26 protein-coding genes are annotated in these 26679 nt (G+C 55.3%); 10 read left to right on the forward strand and 16 right to left on the reverse strand.

All coding sequences use genetic code 11. From position 1 onward, the window contains the following. Positions 1-75 precede the first annotated feature (75 nt). The 4 genes from PGR79_RS00265 to PGR79_RS00280 all read left to right on the forward strand — a co-directional run bounded on the left by PGR79_RS00265 (position 76) and on the right by PGR79_RS00280 (position 4330). Positions 76-1497, forward strand: a complete 1422-nt coding sequence (locus tag PGR79_RS00265) for a GGDEF domain-containing protein (RefSeq protein WP_162750147.1) — start codon at positions 76-78, stop codon at positions 1495-1497. Positions 1498-1578: 81 nt separating this feature from the next. Beyond that, positions 1579-2118 (forward strand): GNAT family N-acetyltransferase, encoded by a 540-nt coding sequence (locus PGR79_RS00270; RefSeq protein WP_113373433.1) that lies wholly within the window; start codon positions 1579-1581, stop codon positions 2116-2118. Positions 2119-2221: 103 nt separating this feature from the next. Next, a complete protein-coding gene (locus PGR79_RS00275; protein ID WP_113373432.1) occupies positions 2222-3673 on the forward strand; it encodes a tagaturonate reductase in 1452 nt (483 codons plus the stop codon). 216 nt (positions 3674-3889) lie between these two features. Continuing rightward, on the forward strand, positions 3890-4330 hold the full coding sequence (locus PGR79_RS00280) for a GNAT family N-acetyltransferase (RefSeq protein WP_113373431.1): 441 nt from the start codon (positions 3890-3892) through the stop codon (positions 4328-4330). 159 nt (positions 4331-4489) lie between these two features. Here PGR79_RS00280 and denD read toward each other — a convergent pair whose 3' ends face one another. The 5 genes from denD to otnK all read right to left on the reverse strand — a co-directional run bounded on the left by denD (position 4490) and on the right by otnK (position 9546). Continuing rightward, positions 4490-5473, reverse strand: coding sequence for a D-erythronate dehydrogenase (gene denD / locus PGR79_RS00285; RefSeq protein ID WP_113373430.1), 984 nt, complete (start codon positions 5471-5473; stop codon positions 4490-4492). Between the two features lie 19 nt (positions 5474-5492). Next, on the reverse strand, positions 5493-6809 hold the full coding sequence (locus PGR79_RS00290) for an MFS transporter (RefSeq protein WP_113373429.1): 1317 nt from the start codon (positions 6807-6809) through the stop codon (positions 5493-5495). A 63-nt stretch (positions 6810-6872) separates the two neighbouring features. After that, positions 6873-7652: a 2-oxo-tetronate isomerase gene (gene otnI / locus PGR79_RS00295; protein ID WP_113373428.1), complete on the reverse strand. Its 780-nt coding sequence runs from the start codon at positions 7650-7652 to the stop codon at positions 6873-6875. After that, on the reverse strand, positions 7652-8281 hold the full coding sequence (locus PGR79_RS00300; RefSeq protein ID WP_113373427.1) for an aldolase: 630 nt from the start codon (positions 8279-8281) through the stop codon (positions 7652-7654). Before PGR79_RS00300 ends, otnI begins: the two co-directional genes overlap by 1 nt. Beyond that, positions 8278-9546: a 3-oxo-tetronate kinase gene (gene otnK / locus PGR79_RS00305; RefSeq protein WP_113373426.1), complete on the reverse strand. Its 1269-nt coding sequence runs from the start codon at positions 9544-9546 to the stop codon at positions 8278-8280. Before otnK ends, PGR79_RS00300 begins: the two co-directional genes overlap by 4 nt. A gap of 221 nt (positions 9547-9767) precedes the next feature. On the opposite strand from otnK, the gene PGR79_RS00310 reads away from it, so the two are divergent. Then, complete coding sequence (locus PGR79_RS00310) at positions 9768-10541, forward strand: DeoR/GlpR family DNA-binding transcription regulator (RefSeq protein ID WP_015705335.1); 774 nt, start codon at positions 9768-9770, stop codon at positions 10539-10541. Here the strand turns inward: PGR79_RS00310 and tam are convergent. Further along, complete coding sequence (tam, locus tag PGR79_RS00315) at positions 10531-11295, reverse strand: trans-aconitate 2-methyltransferase (RefSeq protein WP_430917676.1); 765 nt, start codon at positions 11293-11295, stop codon at positions 10531-10533. The genes PGR79_RS00310 and tam overlap by 11 nt on opposite strands. 177 nt (positions 11296-11472) lie before the next feature. Between tam and PGR79_RS00320 the strand changes: the two genes are divergently transcribed. Then, positions 11473-12273, forward strand: a complete 801-nt coding sequence (locus PGR79_RS00320) for an MBL fold metallo-hydrolase (protein WP_113373423.1) — start codon at positions 11473-11475, stop codon at positions 12271-12273. A 6-nt stretch (positions 12274-12279) separates the two neighbouring features. On the opposite strand, the gene PGR79_RS00325 is transcribed toward PGR79_RS00320, so the two are convergent. The 4 genes from PGR79_RS00325 to PGR79_RS00340 all read right to left on the reverse strand — a co-directional run bounded on the left by PGR79_RS00325 (position 12280) and on the right by PGR79_RS00340 (position 17121). Then, positions 12280-12570, reverse strand: a complete 291-nt coding sequence (locus PGR79_RS00325) for a hypothetical protein (protein ID WP_015366702.1) — start codon at positions 12568-12570, stop codon at positions 12280-12282. A gap of 247 nt (positions 12571-12817) precedes the next feature. Next, positions 12818-15268, reverse strand: coding sequence for a T6SS phospholipase effector Tle1-like catalytic domain-containing protein (locus PGR79_RS00330; RefSeq protein WP_430920743.1), 2451 nt, complete (start codon positions 15266-15268; stop codon positions 12818-12820). Then, positions 15256-15828, reverse strand: coding sequence for a DUF3304 domain-containing protein (locus PGR79_RS00335; protein WP_430920745.1), 573 nt, complete (start codon positions 15826-15828; stop codon positions 15256-15258). The genes PGR79_RS00330 and PGR79_RS00335 overlap by 13 nt, the downstream gene beginning before the upstream one ends. 123 nt (positions 15829-15951) lie before the next feature. Next, positions 15952-17121 carry an MFS transporter gene (locus tag PGR79_RS00340; protein WP_113373421.1) on the reverse strand — a complete coding sequence of 390 codons (1170 nt, stop codon included), beginning with the start codon at positions 17119-17121 and terminating at the stop codon, positions 15952-15954. Between the two features lie 190 nt (positions 17122-17311). On the opposite strand from PGR79_RS00340, the gene PGR79_RS00345 reads away from it, so the two are divergent. Further along, a complete protein-coding gene (locus PGR79_RS00345; protein ID WP_162750131.1) occupies positions 17312-17545 on the forward strand; it encodes a hypothetical protein in 234 nt (77 codons plus the stop codon). Positions 17546-17596: 51 nt separating this feature from the next. On the opposite strand, the gene PGR79_RS00350 is transcribed toward PGR79_RS00345, so the two are convergent. Continuing rightward, positions 17597-18475: a DMT family transporter gene (locus tag PGR79_RS00350; protein WP_113373420.1), complete on the reverse strand. Its 879-nt coding sequence runs from the start codon at positions 18473-18475 to the stop codon at positions 17597-17599. A gap of 98 nt (positions 18476-18573) precedes the next feature. Here PGR79_RS00350 and PGR79_RS00355 point away from each other — a divergent pair, with 98 nt between their 5' ends. Continuing rightward, on the forward strand, positions 18574-19902 hold the full coding sequence (locus PGR79_RS00355; RefSeq protein WP_430921138.1) for a PLP-dependent aminotransferase family protein: 1329 nt from the start codon (positions 18574-18576) through the stop codon (positions 19900-19902). A gap of 174 nt (positions 19903-20076) precedes the next feature. Continuing rightward, entirely contained in the window at positions 20077-21249 is a 1173-nt protein-coding gene (locus PGR79_RS00360; RefSeq protein WP_430920748.1) for a YbfB/YjiJ family MFS transporter, read from the forward strand. Here PGR79_RS00360 and PGR79_RS00365 read toward each other — a convergent pair. Then, positions 21184-22068, reverse strand: a complete 885-nt coding sequence (locus tag PGR79_RS00365) for a LysR family transcriptional regulator (protein ID WP_271032491.1) — start codon at positions 22066-22068, stop codon at positions 21184-21186. The two genes, PGR79_RS00360 and PGR79_RS00365, sit on opposite strands and share 66 nt — an antisense overlap. Before the next feature lie 91 nt (positions 22069-22159). Between PGR79_RS00365 and PGR79_RS00370 the strand changes: the two genes are divergently transcribed. Then, a complete protein-coding gene (locus tag PGR79_RS00370) occupies positions 22160-23218 on the forward strand; it encodes an NAD(P)H-dependent flavin oxidoreductase (RefSeq protein ID WP_430920750.1) in 1059 nt (352 codons plus the stop codon). Between the two features lie 18 nt (positions 23219-23236). Here PGR79_RS00370 and PGR79_RS00375 read toward each other — a convergent pair whose 3' ends face one another. The 4 genes from PGR79_RS00375 to PGR79_RS00390 are packed head-to-tail and all read right to left on the reverse strand — an operon-like array spanning position 23237 to position 26534. Beyond that, on the reverse strand, positions 23237-23896 hold the full coding sequence (locus PGR79_RS00375; protein WP_161798788.1) for a methionine ABC transporter permease: 660 nt from the start codon (positions 23894-23896) through the stop codon (positions 23237-23239). Then, entirely contained in the window at positions 23893-24684 is a 792-nt protein-coding gene (locus tag PGR79_RS00380; RefSeq protein WP_020079911.1) for a methionine ABC transporter ATP-binding protein, read from the reverse strand. The genes PGR79_RS00375 and PGR79_RS00380 overlap by 4 nt, the downstream gene beginning before the upstream one ends. Then, on the reverse strand, positions 24681-25487 hold the full coding sequence (locus PGR79_RS00385; protein WP_213794075.1) for a MetQ/NlpA family ABC transporter substrate-binding protein: 807 nt from the start codon (positions 25485-25487) through the stop codon (positions 24681-24683). Before PGR79_RS00385 ends, PGR79_RS00380 begins: the two co-directional genes overlap by 4 nt. Positions 25488-25505: 18 nt before the next feature. Further along, the gene (locus PGR79_RS00390; protein WP_430920753.1) at positions 25506-26534 is read right to left on the reverse strand and encodes an isopenicillin N synthase family dioxygenase; all 1029 of its coding nucleotides are present in this window, start codon (positions 26532-26534) and stop codon (positions 25506-25508) included. Positions 26535-26679: the final 145 nt, after the last annotated feature.

Consider the following 26679-nt stretch of genomic DNA (forward strand, 5'->3'; position numbering starts at 1 on the left):
TCTCATGCTATGATAATCCGCTAACTAATTATTTACATAATAATTGCCTGAAACAATTAGACGGATAATTACTGAATGTCTTCACTGTCGATTCGGTCATTCACGCTATTTCGCGAGGATCAACCGGTGCGCGATGCGCTGGTGTTATTCACGCTGACGATTCTGCTGCACTTTATGGGCGCTATGTTGCGTCTGGTGCAGGAGCTTTCGTTTTTTTGGCCGCTCAATGCCGTTATGGCTGGTATTTTCGCACGCTACGTCTGGCTAAATCGCAGCTATTTCTACGCTATTTGTTTTGCCGCGATGCTGGTTTATGACGGCCTGACTTCCCGTTGGGGCATGGGCTTTGCGTCGCTGCTGATTAACTTCTCCAATATCGTCTTTATCGTCATTCTGGCGCAACTGGTGCTGTGGGATAAGCGGCGCGCCGATTCGATGCCGGGGCCAATTAACGCTCTGAATCTTTTTTGTTATTGCCTGCTGGCGGCGCTGGTGTGCGCCGCGGTAGGCGCATTGGGCTCGGTTGATGTTGAACGGGCGACTTTTATTCCGCAACTGGCGGACTGGTTTAGCGAGCAGTTCTCGACCGCGGTCCTCATCTTGCCGTTTATTCTGACCCTGACGCTGCCATCGGTTCTGGGCCGCTTTCGCTTTAGCCAACTACTGCCGGTAATAGCGCTGGTGCTATCGATGGCGCTTGGGGTGGCGGTAGGCGGCGCCGGAAGCCTTACTTTCCCGCTGCCGGCGCTGATCTGGTGCGCGATTCGCTATCCGTTGCCGCTGACCTGCCTGCTGACGTTTATTACCGGTATCACTGAGATTTTGCTGGTGGCGAACTCGCTTATCCATCTGTCGCCGGATGCGCGTCCGCAGCCGTGGCAGCTGTTTTCAACCCGTCTTGGCATGGCGGCGATGCTGATAAGCCCGGTTATCGTGGCGACCAGCGTCGAGGCTATCAACAACCTCGTCAAACAGCTGGCGCTCCGCGCTGACTTTGATTTTCAGACCCGCGTTTACTCTCGTTCCGGTTTGGGCGAAGCATTGAAACGCCAGGCGCCGCAGACGGATAAACTGCTCTCGGTGATGGTGCTGGACATCGATGGTTTTAAACGAGTGAATGATACCTGGGGTCATGAATGCGGCGACTGCGTGCTGGCCCAGTTCGCCCAGCGGGTGCGTGAACTGGCGGGCGATGAGGGAATGGTGGCGCGTATCGGCGGGGAAGAGTTTGCCGTCGCGGCGCTGCTCGATAATGCTCAACAATCCCATGTGCTGGCGGAAAAAATTCGCCAGGGGATAGAATCGGAAACGTTCACCTGGGGGCAGCAGCGTATTCGCCTGACGGTGAGTCTCGGCCTGCAGTGCCGTGAAGTCGGTGAAGGACGAATCGCCGAGCTGTTTAATCAGCTGCTAATGGAAGCGGATGACCTGTTAGTCAACGCCAAGCAGGCCGGGCGCAATCGCGTTTGCGTACAGGCGCTGCCTGACGGCGTGTGATAAGAAAATCCAATGGTCTTTTTGCTTGAGTTAAATATTAGTTAAAAACATAGTGATGTGGTCATTTTCAGGGAGCAACCTATGGCCACACCTATTTCACTTCGCACGCTGACGCGTGAATCTATTCTTGAATCTCTTCCACAATTAAATGAAATCCTCGCCAGCTGCGTGAACGGCGGGGCTTCGGTCAGTTTTATGCAGCCGTTTTCGTCGGACACCGGCGAGCGCTTCTGGCAGCGGATGGCGCAAAGCGTCGCCGCCGGTGAGCGGATTGTGCTGGCGGCCGAAAACCAACAACGGCAGATAGTGGGGACCGTCCAGTTGATTATCGACCAGCCGGAAAACCAGCCGCACCGCGCCGATGTCGCCAAGCTTTTGGTTCACCAAAATGCGCGCCGACAGGGAGTCGCCGGGTTGCTGATGAGCGAGCTTGAGGCTATTGCACTGACGCACGGGAAAACGGTACTGGTGCTGGATACCGCCACCGGCAGCGGCGCGGAACGCTTCTATCAGCAGTGTGGCTGGCAAAAAGCGGGGGAAATTCCGCAGTTTGCCTTAATGCCTGACGGGGAAATGACGGGCACCACGCTGTTCTATAAGATCCTCCCGGCGACAGAATAATGCGACGAGGTTTGATCAAAACGGGGTTTCGCCAACCATAAAACCTGATAACTTATTGGACCAATTACTCAGGTTGTATGACTACTCTAAGAGGGAACCCATTGTGAAAACCTTAAACCGTCGTGATTTCCCCGGCGCGCAGTACCCTGAACGTATCATCCAGTTTGGCGAAGGTAACTTCCTGCGCGCGTTTGTTGACTGGCAAATTGACCTGCTTAACGAGCATACTGACCTGAATGCTGGGGTGGTCATCGTCCGACCCATCGCCAGCGATTTCCCGCCGTCGCTGAGCACTCAGGACGGCCTCTACACCACAATTATTCGCGGACTGAATGAAAAGGGCGAAGCAGTCAGCGATGCGCGTCTTATTCGTTCGGTAAACCGCGAAATTAGCGCCTACGCCGACTATGAGGAATTTCTGCGTCTGGCGCACAATCCGGATATCCGCTTTGTCTTCTCCAACACCACCGAGGCGGGTATCAGCTACCATGCCGGGGACCGTTTTGACGATGCCCCGGCGGTGAGCTATCCGGCGAAACTGACCCGGCTGCTATATGAGCGTTTCAGCCATTTTGCCGGCGCCGCTGATAAAGGCTGGGTTATCATCCCTTGTGAGCTCATCGATTATAACGGCGAGGCGCTGCGTGAACTGGTGCTGCGCTATGCGCATGAATGGGCGCTGCCGGCAGCTTTCGCCGCCTGGCTTGCAGAGGCGAACACCTTCTGTTCGACGCTGGTGGACCGCATCGTTACCGGCTATCCGCGCGATGAAGCGGAGCAGATTGAAACGCAGCTTGGCTATAAAGACGCCTTTCTTGATACCGCTGAGCACTTTTACCTGTTCGTGATCCAGGGGCCGAAATCGCTTGCCGCCGAACTGCGCCTCGATAAATTACCGCTCAACGTGCTGATTGTTGACGATATCAAACCCTATAAAGAACGGAAGGTAGCGATTCTTAACGGCGCGCATACCGCGCTGGTGCCGGTAGCCTGGCAGGCAGGCCTGGATACCGTCGGTGAAGCGATGAACGACGCGGAAGTCTGCTCATTTGTCGAAAAAGCGATATATCATGAGATTATCCCGGTTCTCGATCTGCCGCGCGATGAGCTGGAATCATTCGCCAGCGCGGTAACAGGACGCTTCCGCAATCCCTATATCAAACACCAACTCTTATCCATCGCCCTCAATGGCATGACGAAGTTCCGTACACGTATCCTGCCGCAGCTGCTGGTAGGGCAGAAGCAAAGCGGTAAATTGCCACCGCGCCTGACTTTCGCGCTGGCGGCATTGATTGCCTTCTACCGCGGAGAGCGTAACGGTGAAGTCTACCCGGTTCAGGACGACGCGGAGTGGATCGCTCGCTTTCAGACGCTGTGGGCGCAGCATCGCGACGGCCAGCTTGCAACGCGGGACCTGGTAACGTCGGTGTTGTCGGTAGAATCGCACTGGCAGCAGGATCTGACGCAGGTGCCAGGACTGACGGCGCAGGTAACGGCCGATCTGGATGCTATCTTACGTGACGGCATGCGCAGCGCCGTAAAACCGCTGTGCTAACACGCCAACTGAAGCGACCCGGCATGTAGCCGGGTTAATTTCTGTCATTAGTTACAACATTCTGGTTGTTACTAGCAAGAAGCCGTTACAGTAACATCGTACCGGCATCGCTTTGCAGCGGGGAAAGGGATGAAATGTGCACTCGGCGCTTGAAGTCATTTTCAGAAAGCAAAATAATGACTTAACGATGACGTTTAGCGTGCGGAGATCCCATCAATGAATATCGACATACGTGAACCTACTGACCGGGATTACAGCGCCTGGCGAGCGTTATGGGAGGGGTACACGCAGTTCTATAATAGCCCGCAGCCGGACACCGTCACCGAACATACCTGGCGGCGTCTGCTGGATCCGCAGTCTCCGGTAATAGGCCGGGTAGCCGTGGTTGATGGTGAGGTACTGGGGTTTGCTATTTGCGTACTGCACGAAGGCACCTGGGTGACGACGCCTATCTGTTATCTGGAAGATCTGTTTGTCGCGCCAAAAGCTCGCGGACGGGGAGTCGCGAGAACGCTGATTCAAACCCTGCAGGCTGAAGGTAAAATTCAGGGATGGTCGCGGCTGTACTGGCATACCCGTCACGATAATCCTGCCCGCCGTCTGTATGATGAATTTACCCCTGCGGACGATTATGTTCGATATCTGATGAAGCTCTAGCTGTGCGACACAGGAGAAGCAACATGGAAAAACGAATCGAAACTACCGTTAATCTGATTATGTTTCTGTCGTTATTGGCCACCGCCTGGGATCTTTCGCTGGTTCACGACTTCCCCTGGTAACATGCAGCGGCGCCGTCGGGCGCCGCTGATACCGAACCTATTTGAGGTAATCCGCCATATACTCTTCGATCATTTCGCTGAAGCTGTGGTTGGCGCTAAACCCAAGACGCTGAGCATAGCGCGTGTCGAAATCGCCGGGCCACGAATTGACAATGCGTTCAATGGCGGCATCGGGCGTGAAGGTGATACGCTGCGCGACTTCACTGCCGGCAACCTGGCGCAACGCCACGATCATCTGTTCGACGCTGACCGACAGCCCGCAGAGATTAATCACCCGACCGTCCGTCAACTGTGCCTCAGCCAGTTCGTGCCCGTGAATTAAAGCCTTAATTGCGTTACGGGGCGACAACAGCCACAGACGGGTATCCGCTGTGACCGGGCAAACGGCGGATTCCCCATTAAGTGGCTCGCGGATAATACCGCTGGCAAAACTCGATGCCGCCTGATTGGGCCTCCCCGGGCGCACGACGATGGTGGGCATGCGCAGGCTTCTGCCATTAAGCCAACCGCGACGGCTGTAATCCGCCAGTAACAGATCGCAAATGGCTTTTTGCGTGCCGTAAGAACTTTGCGGCAACCATACCTGTGAATCACTGACTTTTTCCGGTAAGTCGCCGCCGAAAACCGCCACCGAACTGGTGGTCACCAGTTTGACGTTCTTCGGCAACTGACGCAGATGCTCCAGCAGTTGACGGAAGGCATCAACGTTGATTTTCATCCCCAGCTCGAAGTCTTGTTCAGCCTGGCTTGAAACGATGGCGGCTAAATGGAAGACGCTATCGACCTGCGCTGGAATCGCGCTACGTAACCATTCGCTATCGCTGATGTCGCCGGTTAATACCTGTAAACGGCTATCGTCGATCCCCTGTAACGCCACGCGGTCGATAGCGATCAGTCTACCGATTTCTTGCGTTTCGCCCTGCGGGTCGCTCAACGAACCGCGCTGAAGCAGCGCCTTGACCAGTTGGGTGCCGAGAAATCCGGCGGCGCCGGTGACGGCAATCGTTAATGTATTATTCATGGTGATTTTCTCAATATTATTAATGGTTAACCATACGGGCAGGAATACGGAATATCGCAGCAGCGCCGATAAACAGCGTCGCGGAGATGATTAAGGTGCCGGTTAGCGTCGAATGGGTCATATCGGTGAGCAGGCCCATAATCCACGGCGCGACAAAGCCGGCAAGGTTGCCAAAGGAGTTGATTACCGCGATACCGACCGCGGCGGAAGCGCCGCCAAGGAAGGCCGTCGGCAGGCTCCAGAATAACGGTAGGGTGCTTAATCCGCCCGCTGCGCCAATTGTTAAACCGATCATCGCAATCACCAGATCGTGGCTGAACAGCGCCGCAATAATCATCCCCAGGCCGCTCATGACGGCGATGGCGGCGAGATGCCAGCGACGTTCTCTATGTTTATCGGCGCTGCGCGAAGCGGCAATCATGGTGACTATCGCTGCGGCATAAGGAATAGCGGTTAACAATCCGACTTTCAGCACATCGCCTTCACCGGCGTTATGAATCAGCGTTGGCATCCAGAAACTGACGGTATAGAACCCGGCAATCAGGCAGAAATAGATAAAAGTCAGTAACCACACCTTCGGATTCTTCAAAACAGCCAGCATTGAACCATGCTGTTCGGTCTTATGGCTGCCATCGCTGCGCAGTCGCACCTCGAGCAACGCTTTTTCGTCATCTGACAGCCATTTCGCCTGAGAAATGCGGTCGGTCAACAGAAATATCACCAGCACGCCAATGAGCAGAGATGGCGCGCCTTCGATAATGTACAGCCACTTCCAGCCAGCGAGCCCGCCGTACTCATGAAAATGGCCCATAATCCAGCCGGAGAGCGGAGCGCCGAGGATCCCGGAAAGCGGTACGGCGGTAGCAAAGAGGGCGAACATCCGCCCGCGGCGATAGCTGGGGAACCAGAACGAAAGATACAGAATTACCCCGGGATAAAAGCCAGATTCCGCTACGCCTAAAAAGAAGCGCACGGTATAAAACTCCAGCGGCGTACGCACGAATGCCGTCAGCGGCGCGATGAGCGCCCAGGAAATAAGTAAACCGCCAAGCAAACGTCTGGCGCCAAAGCGATGAAGGATCATATTGCTGGGAATTTCAAAAAAGAAAAAACCGATGAAAAATATACCCGCGCCGATACCGTAAACGGTGTCGGAAAATGCCAGATCGCTCGACATTTGTAATTTAGCGATACTGACGTTAACCCGGTCAAGATAGGCCAGAATATAGCAAATCATTAATAATGGCAGCGTGCGGCGGACAACTTTCTTCCACACTAACTCTTCATTTATGGCAGGCGCAGCGCCCTCCAGGCTCAACGCAGAGTGGTTTGACATAGTTCTATCTCCAAAAAATGAGCGCGCATCGGCGCTCACTGAGGCATTGATATTATGTAGGTTTTAGTTATTTAACCAGGCCTGCGCCCAGTGCAGTCCGGCTTGCGTTCCGGCGCGAGGACTATATTCCGCGGCGACGTAACCATCATATTTTTCCTGCTCGAGTACGGCGAAAATCCATTGATAATCTACTTCGCCGTCAATCGGCTCCTGGCGCGCCGGTACCGACGCAATCTGGATATGGCCGATATACTCTTTATAGTTTTTCAATAAATAAGTTAGATTGCCATCGACCTGCTGGGCGTGGAAAATATCAAGCTGCAGTCGAATATTGTCGCGGTCCGCCTGGCGAATATATTCCATCGCCTGGTATTGGCTGGAAAATAAATAACCCGGACGGGTGGCGGGCGATAAGCCTTCAAGCAAAATGGTGATGTTATGCGCTTTGGCTCGGTCCGCCGCGTAGCGTACGTTGTCAATAAACGTGTCCGCGCAGTGCTGCCGGTCGAATCCTTCGGTGACCCCCGCCATAACATGTATCGCCGGGCACTGCAAAGCCGCAGCATAATGAATGGCTAAATCAATGGCTTTGCGGGCTTCCTCTTCACGGCCAGGTAAAGCCGATAATCCCCATTCGCCGCGCGCGGTATCGCCTGCCGGAGTATTAATGCCGATAAGCTTGAGGTGATGTTTCTCTAATTCGCGGGCGACGGTCTCTACGGGATATTCGTAAGGGAACCACATCTCAACGGCATTAAAACCGGCCCTGGCCGCCAGGAAGAAGCGCTCCAGAGGCGGATTTTCGCCGAATAACATCGATAAATTGGCAGCTAGTTTCAACATTATTGCATTCCTCGAAGCACAGTCAGTTGTTGATGATCGAGATAGTTCACCGGGCTGTTTTTTAACGTGAAGAACAGGCGGGCGGACGCTTCCATCTCTTCCAGATTGTCGGCGGCATCGCGTAGCGATTTACCCACCACCACCGGACCATGATTAGCCAGCAAAAAAGCCTTATGCTGCGTGGCGCGTTCACCGAGCCATTGGCCAATCTGCGGATCGCCAGGGCGGAAATAGGGCACCAGCGGTATTTCACCGACCCGCATGACCACATACGGCGTACAGGCCGGAAGGGTATTCGCCGGATCCAGATCCTGTAGGCAGGATAAGGCCGTCAGGTAATGGCAATGCAGATGGACGACGGCGCGGCACTGCGGATTGTTGCGGTACAGCGCGAGATGAAAACTCACCTCTTTTGAGGGTTTTAACCCTGAGAGCAGTTCACCGTTCAGGTTCACGTGCGACAATTCTTCGGCGTTAAGCTCGCCAAGACAGGAGCCCGTCGGGGTAGCCAGAATCGTGCCGTCAGCAAGCTGGACGGAAAGATTGCCCGCCGAACCGGTTGCGTAGCCGCGCTGAAAGAAAGAGCGTGCGATAGCCACCATCTGTTGGCGTAGGGATGACTCGTTCATGCGCAAACCTCCGCGGACTGCGCGCGAGCAAAGAAATTGTCATCGCCAAAATTGCCGGATTTGAGCAGCAGGAAAAGCGGTCGGGAATCTGCCTTGATCCACGGAACGCCGGGTGAGACCGCGGCGCCAATAGCGAAATGGCGAATATCCAGCGCTTGCGTTACCGCGCCGGAGGTTTCTCCACCAGCGACGATGAACCGGCTCACGCCTTGCTGCGCGAGTTGTTTTGCCAACAGAGAAAACAGCGCCTCAACCATCAACCGACTTGGCTCGGCGCCATAGCGCTGCTGGATGTTGTGCAGATCGGCGACCGAAGTGGTGGCGTAAACCATTGGCGCCATGACCGCGTCAGACTGCTGGTACAGCCATTCAACGATCTGGCCGCAATACTCATCAAGCGTCCAACGTTTATCAAGCAAACCTGCAACATCCACGGACAGCGCTGGCGCCAGTTGGCGGTATTTTTCTACCTGCGCCTGCGTTCTGATAGAACAGGAGCCGGATAATACTACCGTGGTGGCTGCTGACGTGGTGACGTGAAAGGGAAGGGACGTCGCCGTGGCGTTGGCCCAGCTACGCGCGAGACCGGCAGCTAAACCGGAACCCCCGGTAACCAGCTTCATATCGTGCAGCGCTTGTCCCTGAATTTGCAGGTGTTTATCGTTTATTGCGTCCAGCGCGATATAACGATAACCCGAGGCGGATAAAGTTTGGATCTCGTCGCGCACGGCTGCCTCGCCGGACTCCAGAATCTGCACATTGATAAGAGCGCATGTGCCGCGAGACTGGCGTTCCATCAAACGGCGTAGATCGCTGTCATCCATGGGGTTGACCGGATGGTTGCGCATACCGGATTCCTGTAACAGGCGGTCTTCAACGAATAAATGCCCCTGATACACCGTACGACCGTTAATGGGCAACGCCGGGGAGATAACCGTGGTTGCGACGCCTAGCGCATCCATTAAGGCATCGGTTACCGGCCCGATATTGCCCTTGATCGTGCTATCGAAGGTGGAGCAGTACTTAAAATAAAAGCGATCGCACCCCTGTTGTTGCAACCAGTGCAATGCATTAAGTGACAGCGTCACAGATTCTTCGGCTGATACAGAACGTGATTTCAGACTCACAACTAATGCGCGAGCATCACCCTGGTAATCTTCCCCGGGGACGCCGCTAAACAGGCTGGTCGCTATTCCGTTGTTGGCCAGAAAACTGGCGATATCCGTCGCGCCGGTAAAATCATCGGCAATTATGCCTGCTCTCATATCCTGTCCTCTTCATACAGCGAGTGTTAATTTACGGTACTATCTGTTGTTAAATGTTAATATCAATGATTGATGTGATGAATACAGCGATCTGTATCACAATAAATAACATTTATTATCTATTTTTCACATCATGTGACGCTGTCAATCCGATGTACAGCCTAATGTGATGTGATAAAATGTGAAAATATGAGATAACGAGACACCATCAGGAGAAACCGATGCTGCCGTTGGAAAGACAAGAGAAGATACTGGAAATCATTAAAGATAAGGGGGTCGTCAGCGTCGTCGAACTGGTCGAGGCGCTGGGCGTGTCGCATATGACTATCCGGCGCGATATTCAGCGCCTGGAGCAGCTTAACGTGCTGGCCAGCGTATCAGGGGGCGTGGCCCTGCCGCAACGAACCCGCCTGCTGAACGAACCTTCGCATCGCGATAAAACGCTGATGTTCCCCCAGGAAAAGGAGGCTATTGGTCTGGCGGCGCTTAAGCACATTCCCGCCAACAGTACCGTCTATCTGGATGCCGGGACCACGACGCTCGCGCTGGCCGAAAACCTGGTTGAGCGTCAGGATTTGCTGATCATCACCAATGATTTTGCCATTGCCAATTTGATGATTGAACGCGGGCAATGTGAATTGATCCATACCGGCGGACGCTTATGCCGTGAGAATCAGTCGACCGTTGGCCACCTGACGGCGAAAATGCTGGAAAACCTGTTTATCGATGTCGCGTTTATTTCGGCGTCATCATGGAATTTGCGCGGACTGTCGACGCCCAACGAAAATAAAGCCATCGTGAAACAGACCGTGGCGAAGGTAAGTGAAAAATGTATCCTGCTAAGCGACTCATCAAAATATGGAAAAATGGCGAATTACCTGATCCTGCCGCTCAGCGAGCTTGATGTCATCATCAGCGATGACCGGCTGAGCGGCAGTGTGGTAAATCAGCTGAATGCGCTTAACGTTGACGTCGAACTGGCGACTACGCGTTAGCCAGGCGTCGCGCGACAATAAACAGTCGCGGGAACAATAACAGCACTTTTCCGTTACACTGTAACGGATAGTGTTGTTGCAACAGCGTCAGATAACGCTCTAAAAACACGTTCTTTTCTGCTTCATCAAGATGTTGCAAATACGGACGCAGACCGGTCGCCTGCAGCCAATCAACGATAGCCTGGTGTGACTCCAGAGGGTGATAATAGGTGGTGCGCCAGATATCCACCTCGCAGCCGCTGTTGCTCAGCATGTCGTAATACTGCTGGACGCTGGGGAGCGGCTGTCGGCCGCTATCTGGAAATCCCAGCTCTTCCGCTACCTGGCGCATCAGGGTATGAGAGGGCTCTTGCCAGTTATCCGGCATCTGCACGGCCAGCACCCCATTATTGGCTAACTGTCTGACCAGTCGCGGGAACAGCGTTTGATGTTCACCGAGCCATTGCAAAGAGGCGTTGGCATAGATCACGTCTGCGGGCTCAGATGGCTGCCAGTCTTCTATATTTGCGGTGATAAACTCACAATCGGGAAGCGCTTGCGCCGCCTGTGCCAGCATGGCGTCGGAATTATCAACGCCAATAATTCGCGCTTCAGGCCATGCTGCACGCAGTAAGGCCGTGCTATTGCCTGGACCGCAGCCCAGATCCACAGCCAGCTTGACCGGCTGTTGCGCAATACGCGCCGTTAACTCAGACGCCGGTCGGGTGCGCTCATCAGCAAATTTCAGATACAGCGAGGGATTCCAGTCTGCCATAGATAACCTCAAGTGAACTATCCGAGTCTATCAGCATAGAGGACACGCTGCGGTTGTGAAGCTGTTTTTTAGTGACGGCGTCACTTTTTCGAGGCGAAGGGTGCGGCGTTCATCACACCGATAGCAGGGTTTCTTCGTTACACTGGCTGCGCATATATAACAGGGATGAATGAAATAATGGCCTTAACCATCAGGGTATTACTGGAAAATCGCCTTGCGGCCCACGCCGATCCGGCGTTGACAGCCAAAGCCGGACTTAGCCTTCTCCTTGAAGATGAAACCAGCAAAGTGCTATTTGATACCGGGCCGGACGGTAGTTTTCTCAAGAATGCGCAGCGGATGGGGATCTCACTGGATGACCTGACGGCGACGGTATTATCACACGGCCATTACGATCATTGCGGCGGCGTCCCCTGGCTGCCGGAAGAGAGTCGAATTATCTGTCATCCACGGCTTGCCGAACCGCGCTATGCCGCTATCAGTGTTGGCAGGCATGTCCGCAAACTCAAAAAACTTTCGCTTGAGCTCGACTATTCCCGCTTTCGCATGGAATGCTACCGGCAGCCGTTTGCTCTCAGCGAACGGCTGTTGTGGTCGGGCGAGATCGTGGTAAACCGTCCGCAATCCTTTGGCGTTTTAGCCAGCTCGCCGCTAACGCCTGATTATATCGTCGATGAAGGCGTCCTGATTTATCTCTCCGACCACGGGCTGGTCATCATCTGCGGCTGCGGACATCGCGGCGTAGAGAATATCGTGCGGCATTGTCAGAATATTACCGGCATTGAGCGGGTCCACGCGTTGATCGGTGGGCTACACCTGCGCGCCGCATCCGTCGCCAGGATCTGGCAGGTCCGAAGTTATTTACAGCAGCTGCAGGTGGAGAAAATTTTGGCCTGCCACTGTACCGGCGCTTGGGGAAAACTGTGGCTCGCCGGCGCACAGGCGCCGGCTACAGGGGATATTTTGCAGCTAGCTTAATAAGGATCAGTCGGCATCTTTGAGCATTTCGGCGCGCCGGGCAGTGGCATAGACGAATTCCAGCATTGGTTCAAGGTCTGTATCATGACCGGCCTGGATAATTTTACCGCGTAGCCATTCGATTTCGCTGGTGATATCCGGGTGAAAGATGTTGTTGTCCTGCGCTTTACGCAACCATTTGAGAAGAAAGTTATTTTTTCCTCTTGCTCCACCCGATTTTTTCGTTTTTACGTGGATTTTCAGCGCGACCAGAATGCAGTAGTAAAAATGGACTCGCTGGTTGAAACTTTGATGCATGTCGGTATTTCCCGCCAGGGTAAGCCGCTCGCCGCGGCAGGCGACGAGTCGAATGGAGCCAGGTCACGGGGGGATCGTTTTGTTGACGACCTCTATCACTGCACCCGTACCGCCCGGCATCCAGGACTGGATGCTCGCGGAATGGTGGCACGGATATTAAAGCGTCGTCAATTATTGATTAAATTGTTACCAGTATCATGATTAATCGGCATACATCATACGTTCGACCTGGTCTGTTGTATTTTGATTAATTTATGGTTTCCTGCGCAAGCTCCAGCCAGATGGCGTTAATCGTGGCTTTATGCTGGGCGAGATACTGCTCTGCCATGGCGGCTTTTTGCTGTGCGACAGCCACACCCGGTTGCTGTGTGAAGGCTCTCAGCAGTTCGGAACCAGGGAGCATGGGGATCGGTTTCCCGGACAGAATATCAATCGCTTCCACTTCCAGACTGATGGCACCGAAGGCACCGGCGACGCCCAGTATTTTCCCCTGAACGCTTTTTTGCCTGATGGCGAGAGCTACACCACCCGCCAACGTGGCGGCGCCCACCACCCAGCCGGCCACGATAAGGGGGGAAAGTGATTTGTTGCAGTTGTTGCCGAAATAGACCATCCGGTAACGGAAGTAACCGCCCCAGGGTTCACGGGAGCCAAAGGCATTGTGCATGAACCAGGCCCGTGAATCATGGATCTGATCGTCAAACAATGCCCGGACAAGACTAGCAGGCCGGTCTGTATTGCCGGCTTCGCCGGTGTCAGGAAACAGCACTTTTAGCCTGGATTCGCCGGCAGTTTTCATGCGCATCCACTCTGCGTATTCATCGTCGGTGTTCAGCAGGTACAGGGTATTTTTAAGGGCGTAAAGGGGTTCGTAATACCATTCTTGAGTACTGTCCCGCTGTAGTTCCCGGTAATCCTCCCTGAATTCTTCAGCGCCCTGTCGCAGCTGGGTCTGACCGAGCATTGCATCGAAGTCTTTCGGTCCCTGAGGTAGAAGGATAAAACTGTTTTTTGGCGCCTTGATTAACTCGTTTTTGCGGTCATCTTCCACGGCCTTCTGTTTGTCTGTCCGCTCCTGTTCATGGGCTTTGCGGACTTCCGGGTCACTGTCGGCATCCAGGCCGCCGGCGGCGGCATCAAGGTAAAAGCGCTGTGTTTTATAGGTACCTGTGGCGTAACGACCGATGCGCCAGGTGGTAAGCCATGCTATCTGGGTTTCCATGGCTTTTTCCAGGGACATCGGTGCCTGCATGGGTGTTAACTGAGAGGCCTGCTCCGGGCTGGTATCCTCTTCTGATGAGGAGAGGTTCAGGGTCAGGGTGCGCCACGCGTTGAAACGACGGATTAGCTGAGGATGAATGATAAATTCATCCTGTACATCCGGCGGCAACGCCCGCCACTGGTCTTTTTTCAGCGCGTCAGGGATGGCTTCAAGGGGAATCTTGAATGGCGCACCGGCGGCGAAAGCGGCGGCATACATGTCATGTAGGGCAATCTGCGACAGCAGAAGGGCATCATCCGGCCTGTTCGCCTTGCCCTGGTCCCCCGGCGGATAGCCGCCGCCGAGATCGGAGTGCATGCCGGGATAGAGTACCTCGACGCAGCGGGCCGGATAGGAGCCATCAGTGCGGCGGATGGAATCCAGCGGAAAGCACAGACGCTGCTCGTGAGCAGAAACCAGATGCACACCGTGCTTTATCAGTCCGCCGTATCTTTTTTCCTCCGGCAGTGCCTGATTGCCGTCAGCCCAGCCCATATGCCCTTCGGCAACCGGGGCGATATGCGGTACTCCGACTGATGCGACGGTATCGAACAGACCGAGAAACTCAACGCTGAGAGGGATTTTAAGGTCGCCGGCCATCAGGCACTGCTCCGGTTTATCCTGGCCCTCCTTCGGGGCAGGAAGCAGTTCGCTGAGCCAGTTGACAAAGGCGCGAGCCGCCGCGGCTCCCCGCGAAAACCCGTAAATATACAGCTTGATACCTAGCAGTTTGATTTTTCCGGGTTCACCCGGATTAAGCGCCATCTTCAGCCTGCTGTGCAGCGGCGGAGATTTAAGAAGGCGCTGAAACTCATTATAGCGGTTACCGCCGCCGGTCAGCCCGAAGGACATCATGGTGGTGGACATAGCCTGAACCGATGCCCAGCATTCCCCGTCGTCCATTTTACCGAGTCCGGTGGTACGTCGCAGCGCATCAATGATGCGCAGTAGTCCCCAGTTAATCCTGTCTTCCCCGTGAGAGGCAAAGGCCAGCCCGCCCATGGTGAAATCGAGATCCATAATCTCCGGGAACGGGGTGCCGACACCGGGTATATAATACTTAAAATACTTGTTGCCGGCCGTGTCCGGGAGGTCCGTCAGAGCCGAATTCTTATTTCCGAGTCCGGCGGCATATCCCTGTCCCACGGTGGCGCGAAACAGGCGGGCGATATTGGTGGGATGTTTGGGGTCTGCGATATTGAGGTCATGATTGAGGTTGTTGCCGGTGCCGTCAAAGAATAGGCTGATATGCAGGGTTTTGCAGCAGGGCGGCGCGACCCGGCGGTTTGCGGCGAGACAGAGTTCTTTATGGTAAGCCCGCTCCCGGCTGTTCTGCTGGTGACAGTTTTTCCCGGTCAAAGAGGCAACAGAGGGAAGGCGGCCCTGCTCCGGGAAAGATGGTGGATACCAGACCGGCGCGCTATTCACTTCGGACATACGGCGGGCTCCTTCATCTGAATGGGGTCTTTAACCGGATAAGCCGGACTGCCGTAATCGGCGCAGCTCGTTGTGACTTTTACCTGGTCACAGGGCTGGAAATGCACGGTAATGCCGCAGGTTTTGTCTATGGAGGTATAGGGCGGGAGTGGCACGATGCGTGAATGCTTTTTTTTCATCCGCCTGATTTTTGCGAACCATTCGCTGGTTTTATCACCGTACTCATCCCAGGCACGATTTCTGTCTTTTTGAGACATCCCTGTGGTATTAGGAGGGATGGGTTTGGGTTCTGTCATATCAAGAGTGCTACCCAGACCTGTTTCCCAGTCTATCCTGACAGTCATGCCGGGTTTCCAGGACGGCGGCGCGCGGTAACAGCATCCGCCGCCTCCCCCTTGAAAGGGGCCTATGGCATCCAGACCGGACTGTCCGTTAACGCTGAAATGATTAATTGCCCATTTGGTATGGTTAATGGCTTCGATAGTGCCTGCAAATGCGACGGGAGAGCCGGTAAGCAGCAGAACGACACCGGTCAGCAAAGTCCTATAACAGGGATTCATCCATAATTCCTTTTATTCAGGGATGGGGTATGGCTTTAATGCCTACTATTTGTACGGATTTTCCTCCGTTTTTTTCTGAAAATCAAAAAACAGGCTTAACGTGAGTTGTAGTTACACTGAACTTCAGATCCCTCGACGAACCCGAAGCAGCAGGATAAACGCCATGGCGACGACCACCGCCGCCAGTAGATACAGCGTATCAAGCGCATAATAACCCGCCACCCAGCCGGCCACCGGGCCGGTCAAACCCAGCGCCAAATCGAGAAAGGCTGAATAGGTACCCAGCGCCGTGCCCTGGTTTTGTTCTTCTACCTGTTTCACCGCCTCGACGCCCAGCGCCGGAAAGACCAGCGAGAAACCAGAACCGGTGAGGAATGCGCCAATACCGGCGACCCACGCCGACGGCGCCTGCCAGATAATCAATAATCCAAGACATTCCACTACGAAGCAGACAAGCGACACCGGCACGCCGCCGTAGCGGGTAATGGTGTTGCCAAGGATCAGACGTATACAAATAAAACCGATACTGAAAAGAGAGAGGGTGAAGGCCGCGCCCTGCCAGTGGTGAGCCGAAAAATAGAGGGTGATAAAGGTGGCGATGACGCCAAAACCTACCGTACCCAGCGCCAGCCCCAGGCCATACGGCCAGATTCTGCGAACCACCACATGAAACGGCGCTCTCACTCCGGCAGTCACGCTGACATCCAGGCGGGTGCGGGCAAAGAGCAGGCCAATTAGCGCAACCAGCACTACCACTACGGCAAAACCGCTGATGCCAAAATAATTATTGAGCATCACCCCCAGCGGCGCGCCGACGGCCATTGCCACGTAGGTCGCGACGCCATTCCATGAAATCACCCGTGAGGTATGAATCGCGCCAACGGTTTTAATGCCCCATAACGTTGCCCCGGTGGCGGTGAAGCTCTCTCCCACGCCGAGGAAAACCCGGCCAATCAACAGGGCGCTGACGGCGAGAAGCGGTATAGTTTGCAACATCACCGCCGCGAGGGTGAAAAGCCCGCTTAGCATGCAGCAGATGATGCCAAGGCTAACGACCTTTTTTGGCCCCCAGATATCGGTATAGCGGCCAGCATGCGGGCGGCTTACTAGCGTTGAAATGTACTGCAGGCTGATAACGACTCCGGCGATTAGCGTACTGTACCCGAGCTGATAGTGTATGTAGCCGGGAAGCACCGCCAGCGGCAGGCCGATGGAGAGATAGCAGATACAGGTGAAGACAACGACGGAAATAATTCGCAGGTTAAGCTGAGTGGTGCTGACAGAAGTAGTCATAACGCTAAGTGTTTACAACGAAAGGGAGGATAAGCATAGCGCAAGCGCGGCGACTCCGGCGAGCGGACGAGCATTTTATGCCAACGCTCGGTTCATTTATTGGCAAACTGACCGATAATATAGCTATACAGGTGATAAATGACGCCCATATTATTTCTTAGAGTGATGCCTGAGTTTGAAAGGGAAATGGATGAGTGGCCAGTCTCAGCACGGAGCATGGCAATCTATTCGCTTCCCGGAGGTCATCTCGATGAAAAAATTACTTATATTGCTCATTGTTTTTGCAGCATCCGCCTGTTCCGGTGGTTCATCATCCTCTTCAGGGATGTCCCCCGGTCAGGGCTTTGATTCGCAGACCTGCATGAACGACACCATTGACGCTAACAGCGCCTGCGGTCATTCGGTCGCGCCACAATTTAAATGATATGAGACAGCCTGATGGAGGAACACGCCTCGCATCAGGCCGCCGACTATTTTAACGGGCAAAGCGCTTCGAACCGATAACGCAGAAAATGATGCCAAGCGTGACGACGACCATCAACGGGCTCACTGCTTCATGAAGGAGCAGTGCCGCCAGCGACAGACCAAAAAAGGGCTGCAATAGCTGGAGTTGACCGACCGCCGCAATACCGCCGATTGCCAGTCCTCGGTACCAGAAGATAAAACCGATCAGCATACTGAACAACGAGACATAGGCCAGCGCCGTCCATGCAGACGTACTGATACCCCTGAGACTGACGGGAAGCGTTAAGCCACAGGCTATCAACATCAGGGGTAGGGACAGGAGCAGCGCCCAACAAATGACCGCCAGCCCGCCAAGCGCTCGGGTGAGGCGCGCCCCCTCGGCATAACCCAATCCGCAGACCACTACCGCCGCCAGCATTAGCAGGTCGCCTGAAACGGACATCCCGGCACTACCGGCCAGCGCGAAACTGGCCACCAGTACGCTGCCCAGTAACGAGAATCCCCAAAAGGCAGGGCGCGGTCTCTCACCGCCGCGGATCACCGCGAAAACCGCCGTCGCCAGCGGCAATAAACCAATAAAAACAATTGAGTGTGCGGATGTCACCCGCTGCAGCGCCAGCGCCGTCAGCAGCGGAAAACCGATGACCACGCCGCCGGCAACCAGCGCCAGTGAACGCCATTGTCCCGCCTGCGGGCGCGGCAGGCGTAAAACCCAGATCAGGCCCAGCGCAAGCACCCCGGCAATCGCCCCACGACAGAAAGTCAGGAAAAACGGATCGAATTCCTGCACGGCGATGCGGGTGGCGGGTAGCGAGCCGCTAAAAATAGCGACGCCGATAAAGCCGTTTATCCAGCCGGATATGGAAGTGGAAGCGCGATGGTTGTGCACGTGTGACCTCTTTGTAGTAATCGTTAAGGTGGTTGACCGGGTCGATAGTAGGTCGCACAATCCATGACAATCAAATAATTGTCATGGATACAATGACGATGAAAAACCGCTATAAATCTCTGGTTGATCGCTATGCGGCAGCAATCCGCAGCGGTGCGCTGGCGGCTGGCAGCCAACTGCCGACCCATCGGCAATTGGTCGTTGAACACGGAATTTCTCTGGCTACCGCGACGCGGGTCTACAGTGAACTGGCGTTAATGGGGCTGGTCAGCGGCGAAACGGGACGCGGCACCTTTGTGCGTGAACTGAGCTTGCCGCCGGGATTGGGTGTCGATCAGCACGCCATTGCCCCGGATATGATCGATCTTAATTTCAACTCTCCGGCGTTGCCGGAACAAACCGTTCTCCTGCGCGAGGCATTAAAAAAGCTTTCTGGCGCGGGCGATCTGGAGGCGTTGTTACGCTATCAACCGCACGCCGGACGTATGAGCGAACGGGAAATAGTGGCCCAGCATCTTAACAGACAGGGTATGGCGGCCAGCGCCGGGCAGGTCGCTATCGTTAACGGCGCTCAGCATGGGCTGGCGGTCACGCTCGGCGGCCTGCTGCGTGCCGGCGACGTGGTTGCGGCAGATGCATTGACCTATCCGGGATTTCGCGCCCTCGCCAGGCTCTATCAACTCGAACTGGTTGCTATCCCGCACACAGCGCAAGGGCCGGATCTCGACTTGCTTCGTAACCTTTGTGAAAAACGGCGGGTAAAAGCGATTTACACCATGCCGACGCTGCATAACCCTCTCGGCTGGGTAATGAATCTGGCGCAGCGTAGCCAACTGGTTGATATTGCCCGCCAGTTCGATTTATTCATTATTGAGGATGCCGCCTATGCGTGGTTGATCGAGAACGCGCCGCCGCCGCTGATGTCTCTGGCGCCTGAGCGTACGGTCTATGTGTGCGGCTTTTCAAAAAACATCGCCACCGGTTTACGGGTTGGCATGGTGGTATGCCGAGAAGCGCTAATGCCGGCGATAGAGCGGACGATCCGCGCCACCAGCTGGAATACGCCGGCCTTAACGACGGCGCTGGTCTGCGGCTGGATCCAGGATGGGACGCTGGCCCGGCTCGAAACCATAATGCGCGCAGATGCGCGGCGGCGGCAGGCCATCGCCCGTCAGGCGCTGGCGGGTTTACCAATTATCGGCAATGAAAATGCCTGGTTCCTTTGGCTGCCGTTGGGCGAGGAGATCCGCGCCGATCGCGTCGTGAAACAGCTGCTAACCATGAATATCGCTATTTCCACCGCCGAACCGTACAGCGTCGGGCGCGATGTGCCGCACGCTTTGCGTCTGGCGCTGGCGTCTCCGAGCCTCGATAAACTGAGCGCCGCGCTGAAGATAATGCGGCCCGTTATCGAGTACGGCGTTTAACGACCGTGCGCTTCTGACAACCATCCTTCGTCGCTAACCGAAGTATCCTCTGGTTGGTGCTTTTACTCTTTGCTCAGGTGCGGCGGCTTGCTCGTCGTATCGTGCTAATACATAATAAAAAGAGAATTAAAACTAAATAACATTCTCTTTTTGAGATTAAATTATGCAAGGGGTATGGGGATGAGACAAATCAGGCCGGAGATAAACGCTTTCTTATTAGCGATGGCAGGGGCGACGGTATTAATGATTGGTATGGGTTATGGCCGCTTCGCTTTCACCGGGATCCTGCCGGTGATGTTAAGCGATCAGATCCTGACGCTGCGTCAGGGTAATCTGGCCGCCTCCGCTAATTATGCCGGATACCTGCTGGGGGCATTGTTGCTGGCGAAGGCAAAGCCGGAGCAGGCGAGCAGAATGAATATTGTCTCGGTCATTCTGACGTTAATTTGTCTGGCGCTACTGGCCTGGCTGCGTTCGTCGCTGGCTATCATTATCCTGCGCGGGTTGGCCGGGGTACTCAGCGCGGTAACGCTTATCTCCGCCTCCTTATGGCTATTGCAACATATGAAACATCATAACGGCGCGCCGGTGCTGTTTGCCGGGGTCGGGATGGGGATTTTTCTGTCGGCGGAGTTTATTGCCGCCGGTAAAGCGCTGGCGTTTAGCAGTCAGCAAATCTGGCTACTGTGCGCTATCACGGCGACGGTGCTGTTTTTATGCGCCTTGCGCGGATTATTAAGCCCGGCGGATTCGCTGCTGGCGTTACACAGCGGACCCGCAACAGCGATGCCGCGCAACGATGGGCGCACGAGCGATGCGGTAAAATTGCTGCTGATTTATGGCCTCGCGGGCTTCGGCTATATCATCACCGCGACCTATTTGCCGCTGTTTTTGCACGGCGCGTTATCGGGTATCGACCCGGTGCACCTGTGGGCGGTATTTGGTCTCGCGGCGGTACCTTCCTGTTTTATCTGGCACCAACTCGTACTGAAAATTGGCTATCAGCGGGCATTTTGTAGCAATCTCGTTATTCAGGCCTTCGGCGTGGCCTTACCGGCGTGGAGCCACTCATTCACCTTTTGTCTGTTGAGCGCGCTGCTGGTTGGGGCGACCTTCCTTGGGACGGTAACCATTGCCTTGTCAGAGGGCAAGCGGCTAAATCAGGCGGTAAAATTTAATATGATCGCCGCGCTCACGGCGACTTACGGCGTCGGGCAGATAATCGGGCCGCTGGTCGCCGATGCGTTATACAGCCTGACGGGATCGTTTAACCCTTCACTATTAACTGCCAGCGGCGTGTTGCTGGGAGCCGCCGGACTGGTTGCCTGCGGCCGGCGCCAGCAATAACTGGCGCAGGGCGTCGAGAATCGGCGACACATACCCGCGGCGCCAGATAAGCTGGGTGGCGGCCTGGGTGACGTATTGCGTCTGGCAGCCTGCGGGTAGCGTGAGCAGGGCCAGGACGCTTTCCGGGAGCAAACAGGCGTAGCGACCGGTGGCGACGTTGGCCATCATCGCGTGATAGGAGCTGACATCGACGATGTCCACGTGCGCTCCCGTCTGCTGTAGATACTCGATGCCGCGCTGGCGGTAGGAACATCCTGCCGGGAAGGCGGCAAAACGGTAATCGCGTCCATCGACAGGGGCGATCAGGACCAGCTGTTCGATGAAAAGCGGTAGATATTCAAGCGTCTGTGGGCATTGAAGGCTGCCGTCCGGACCGGCCGGCAGTGAAACCAGCGCGCAGTCCAACGTGGAGTTTTCGACCAGTTCAGTCAGCTGACGGGTGGGCATGGTACGCAATGTCAGGTCGGCATCCGGGCAGCGTTGCTGAAACAAAGGCAATATGGCCGGCAGGCGGCTGGCGGCACAGGCTTCCATCGCACCGAGTTTTAACGTTCCCGCGGGCCGTGCCGGGTGCAGCGCCAGTTTGGCTTCTTCGGCAAGGCTTAAAATTCGCCGCGCGTAGCTGAGGAAGTTTTGCCCGGCGGGAGAAAGCAGCATCTTCTTGTTTCCGCGCACGAAAAGCTCGGCCTCCAGCTCCTCTTCAAGTTGCTGGATCCGAGTGGTGATGTTGGACTGCGCGCGACCAAGTTGTTTCGCCGCCTGAGTGACGCTTTGCGTTTCGGCCACCAGCTTAAAGATCAGTAATGTGGTGTGGTTCATATTTTTCTTCTCAATATGACAATATGGTTGATCTTAACATCTTAAAAAGAGATGGTTAATGCCTCACATCGCAAATTGCACAGGATCGCCAATGAATCAGCATTTACCGCGATTACTTAATATTCGTTATCCGATTATTCAGGCGCCGATGGCTGGGGTGTCGACACCAGCCCTGGCTGCGGCGGTAAGCAACGCCGGGGGACTGGGTTCGCTTGGGCTCGGCGCGTCGACGGTTACGCAGGCGCAAGCGCTTATTGAACAAACCCGACGGCTCACCGATCGTCCCTTTAACGTCAACCTTTTCTGTCATACGCCGTCGAGCCGTGATGCCGTTCAGGAAGCGCAGTGGCTGGCGCGGTTGGCTCCGGCGTTTGCCCGCTATCACGGCACGCCGCCGAAACAGCTTAATGAGATTTATCAGACCTTCCATCAACATCAATCCATGCTCGATATGCTGCTTGAACAGAAGCCGGCGGTGGTGAGTTTTCATTTTGGCGTGCCGTCGTCAGAGGTTGTTCGCCGCTTCCAGCAACAGGGAACGGTAACGATGGCGTCCGCCACCTGCGTCGCGGAAGCGCGATTAATTGCGCAAGCGGGTATTGATGTCGTTATTGCGCAAGGGTATGAGGCCGGTGGCCATCGGGGGATTTTTGACCCACACGGCGACGATCGTCAAATGAGCACTTTCACTTTGCTTCAGGCTCTAAAGCAGGCTGTCGATTTACCCATTGTCACCGCCGGCGGCATTATGCATGGGGCGGCCATATCCAGCCTGATGCAGCTCGGCGCGTCGGGCGTTCAGCTGGGAACCGCATTTTTATTGTGTCCGGAAGCGGGTATAGATAGTGGATATCGACAGGCGCTCACGCAAAATAGTGACGTTGTCACCTTTTTGACGGCGGCTATTTCGGGTCGGCCAGCACGCTGCGTTAAAAATAGCTGGAGCGAAGTGGTGGCTTCATTCAGTGAACGTGACATTCCAGCCTATCCGCTCGCTTATGATGCCGGAAAAGCGCTGGCGACGGCGGCAAAAGCGCAGGGCGATCATGGTTTCGGCGCGCACTGGGCGGGACAAGGGGTGGCGATGATCCGCGAAATGCCGGCGGCAGAGCTGGTCAGGGTTCTGGTGGAGGAAGGCGGCCTGCAGTAGCCGCCTGCGAATAAGAGCTTAGCGGCGATGGGCAAGCTGTCGTACCAGCCTGTCGCCGATCATTTGTACGCCCTGGACCATCACCACCAGAATCAGCACCGTACCGACCATGACCTGATCGTTAAAACGCTGATAACCATAGCGAATCGCCAGGTCCCCAAGACCGCCGCCGCCAATGACGCCCGCCATCGATGAAAAGCCAATCAGCATCACGATAGTCAGGGTGATCCCGGCAAGCAGGGTCGGTAACGCCTCCGGCAGCAGCGATTTAAAGATAACGTGCCACAGATTACCGCCCATCGACAGAATGGCTTCAATGCGCCCGTAATCCACTTCGTCCAGCGCGTTTTCGGTCAGCCGCGCGAAAAACGGAAAAGCGCCGATAGTAATCGGCACGACGGCGGCGGTGCTGCCTAAGGTGGTGCCGATAATCAAACGCGTGAAGGGGATCAGCGCAATGAGCAGTACAATAAACGGCAGCGATCGGCCAAAATTGATAATCGCCCCCAGCAACGCATTCAGTTTCGGCATCGGCGCCAGGCCGTTGCGACGGGAGACAAACAGTAACACGCCGACCGGCAGGCCGATTAAAATGGTAAACAGCGCCGCCAACCCTACCATATAGAGGGTTTCCAGGCTGCCTTCCCACAATAAGGGCCATAAATCTTCCCAACTCATGCGACTACGCATAAAGGCCTCCCGTGAAAGCCGTGACGGGCAAGGAAATCTTGCTCCGCCTGCGGATTATGCAGTAACGACTGACGTAATCTGGACCAAGGCGCCACCAGCAGATCGGCGATTTTCCCGCTCTCGATGACTTCGCCATGCTCCAGCAGCGCCGCGTGATCGCACAGCGTTTTGACGACTTCCAGCTCATGGGTAATAAGCACAATGGTCAGATTGAGCCGCTGATTGATATCGGCCAGTAACGCCAGCACCGAGGCGGTGGTTTCCGGATCGAGGGCGCTGGTTGCTTCATCGCATAGCAGCACATCCGGGCCGGCCGCCAGCGCGCGGGCGATGCCGACGCGCTGCTTTTGACCGCCGGAAAGCTGGGATGGAAAGGCGGTTGCTTTATCCGCCAGTCCAACCAACTCCAGCAACTCGAGCACGCGTTCGCGGCGCGCACGTTTGTCGACACCGGCGATTTCCAGCGGTACCGCGACGTTGTCAGCCACGTTGCGGGCATGCAGCAGGTTGAAGTGCTGGAAGATCATTCCGGTGCGCAGACGGTGCTGACGTAAACCGGCTTTGTCTAACTGAGTGATATCCTGCCCGTTCACCACAATCCGGCCCGCAGAGGGCCGTTCGAGTAAATTGAGACAGCGGATCAGCGTGCTTTTGCCTGCGCCGCTGCGCCCGAGAATGCCATAAATCGCGCCTTTCGGGATCTGCAGCGACACGTCGTTTAACGCCGGTCGGCCTGTTCCGGCATAGGTTTTACTCAGCCCGACGACCTCAATCATGATTGTGGCGCTACCGGGATAACCGAGCCGTTATAGTTTTTGCGAATAAACTCGGCAACCTGCGGCGAGGTGAGATCTTTGGCCAGCGCTTTAATGCGTGGGTCATTAGCCAACTGCGGCGTCGTCACCAGGATATTGGCGTAAGGGTTGTTATTCGCGCTCTCCAGTCCTAACGCATCTTTCGCCGGTACCAGTCCTGCTTCCAGCGCGTAGTTGCCATTAATAACCGCTAAATCGACATCGTCTAAGGAACGCGGGATCTGCGGCGATTCAATTTCGAGGATTTTCAGATGTTTGGGGTTTTCCACGATATCTTTCGGGGTAGCCAGGGTGGTCGCCGGGTTGGTGAATTTAGCGCCGAGTTTGATTAATCCCTGGCTTTGTAGCAGGAACAAGGCGCGACTGAGATTGGTAGTGTTGTTCGGCACCGCGATGGTCCCGTTTTCCGGGACGGAATTAAAGTCTTTGTGCTTACGGGAATAAATACCCAGCGGTTCGATATGCACCGTAGCGGCGACGGCAAAGGTCTTACCCAGCGCTTTTTCCTGATCCTTCAAATAGGGAACGTGCTGGAAGTAGTTGGCATCAACATCGCCATTCGCCAGCAGCTCGTTGGCGTTAACGCCGCTGGTGAGTTCGACCACTTTGATATCGAGGCTGGGATCGATTTTTTTGATGTAATTGAGGATCTCAGCGTGCGGCACCGGGTCAGCGGCAACGCGCAGCGCGGCAGCCTGCGCGGATGTCCATGCCAGAGAAAGAGATAAAGCGACTCCTGCCAGTTTGAATGCGGCATATTTCATGTTGTTATCCTTATTAAATTAAACGATCAGTTGCTCAGTACGTTCGCGAAAAACATCCTGGTAATAACGTTCGGCGACGTCCGGGTGGGAACGCAGCCGCCCTTTGAGGTAATTCCAGCCAACATCCCGCAGCAGCGGATTTTGTGGATCGCTATCCGGGCCGAGCGCTTCCTGCGCCAGATGGGCGGGCAGGCGGTACACCGGCACTACGGCATCGAGCTGTGCGCCAAGAAAGAAGGCGATAGAGAGGCGTTCCTGTTCTGCCGGCGGCGAGACCACGCGATGAACGGTGGCGCGCAGGTAACCGTTAGTCGCCAGCTCAAGTAGCTCGCCGATATTCACCACAAAGCTGCCCGCCAGCGGCGTGGCATCGATCCAATGGTCCGGCGCGAATTCCACCTGCAGTCCTTTTTGCTCGTCCTGTAACAGGAAGCTTAAGAATCCAGAATCTTTATGCGCCCCAACGCCTTGGGCGCTTTTCGTTTCACGCTGGCCGGGGTAGCGAATCAATTTGATATGTTCATTCGGCTTATCGCCATACAGCGCGTCAAAGGCGTCGGCAGGCAACTGTAGCGCTTCGGCAAACGCGCGCAGCAAGGTCATTCCGACGCCGGTCATCGCCTGCTGCCAGCCCAGTAGAGTGGGTTTTAGCGACGGTAGCGCGGCGGGCCATAAATTCGGTCCCTGCAGGCGCTGCCAACGTGGCGCGTTTTCGGCGAGGGTTAAAGCCGGGCGTTCAGCGCCGATATCAAACTGTTCGCGCCAGTCCGGCTGGCCGCGAGTGAGCTCGGAAGCCGCGCGGTTATAGCCGCGAAAGTGCGGGGAGTGAATCATCGCCACCTGCTGCTTTTCGCTATCATCAAGGGCAAAAAAGCGTCGTGCCTGGCGTTGAACTTCAGTTTGCAATCCGGCGTCCACGCCGTGATTAATAAGATAAAAGAAACCAATATCGCGAGCGGCCTGGCGGAGGTCGGCAAGAAAACCGGCCTTTTCAGCAGGATTGGTATAGCGGGCCAGATCGAGAATCGGCAAAGTTGTGGCGTTCATTGTTTTCTCCGAAAACGGGGTACGGGTCATTGGCTTTAAAGTGATTCTGGGTTCGGCAACAACAACGGCGCATGATGATTTCCTCTGTCGGGTAGATGCGCTCAGCTTGCCTTAGCGCAATTTTTTCGACCAATAACGTTCTTTT

Origin of the sequence: Klebsiella sp. 141161, from assembly GCF_050600815.1 — a bacterium.
GTDB lineage: Bacteria > Pseudomonadota > Gammaproteobacteria > Enterobacterales > Enterobacteriaceae > Klebsiella > Klebsiella aerogenes.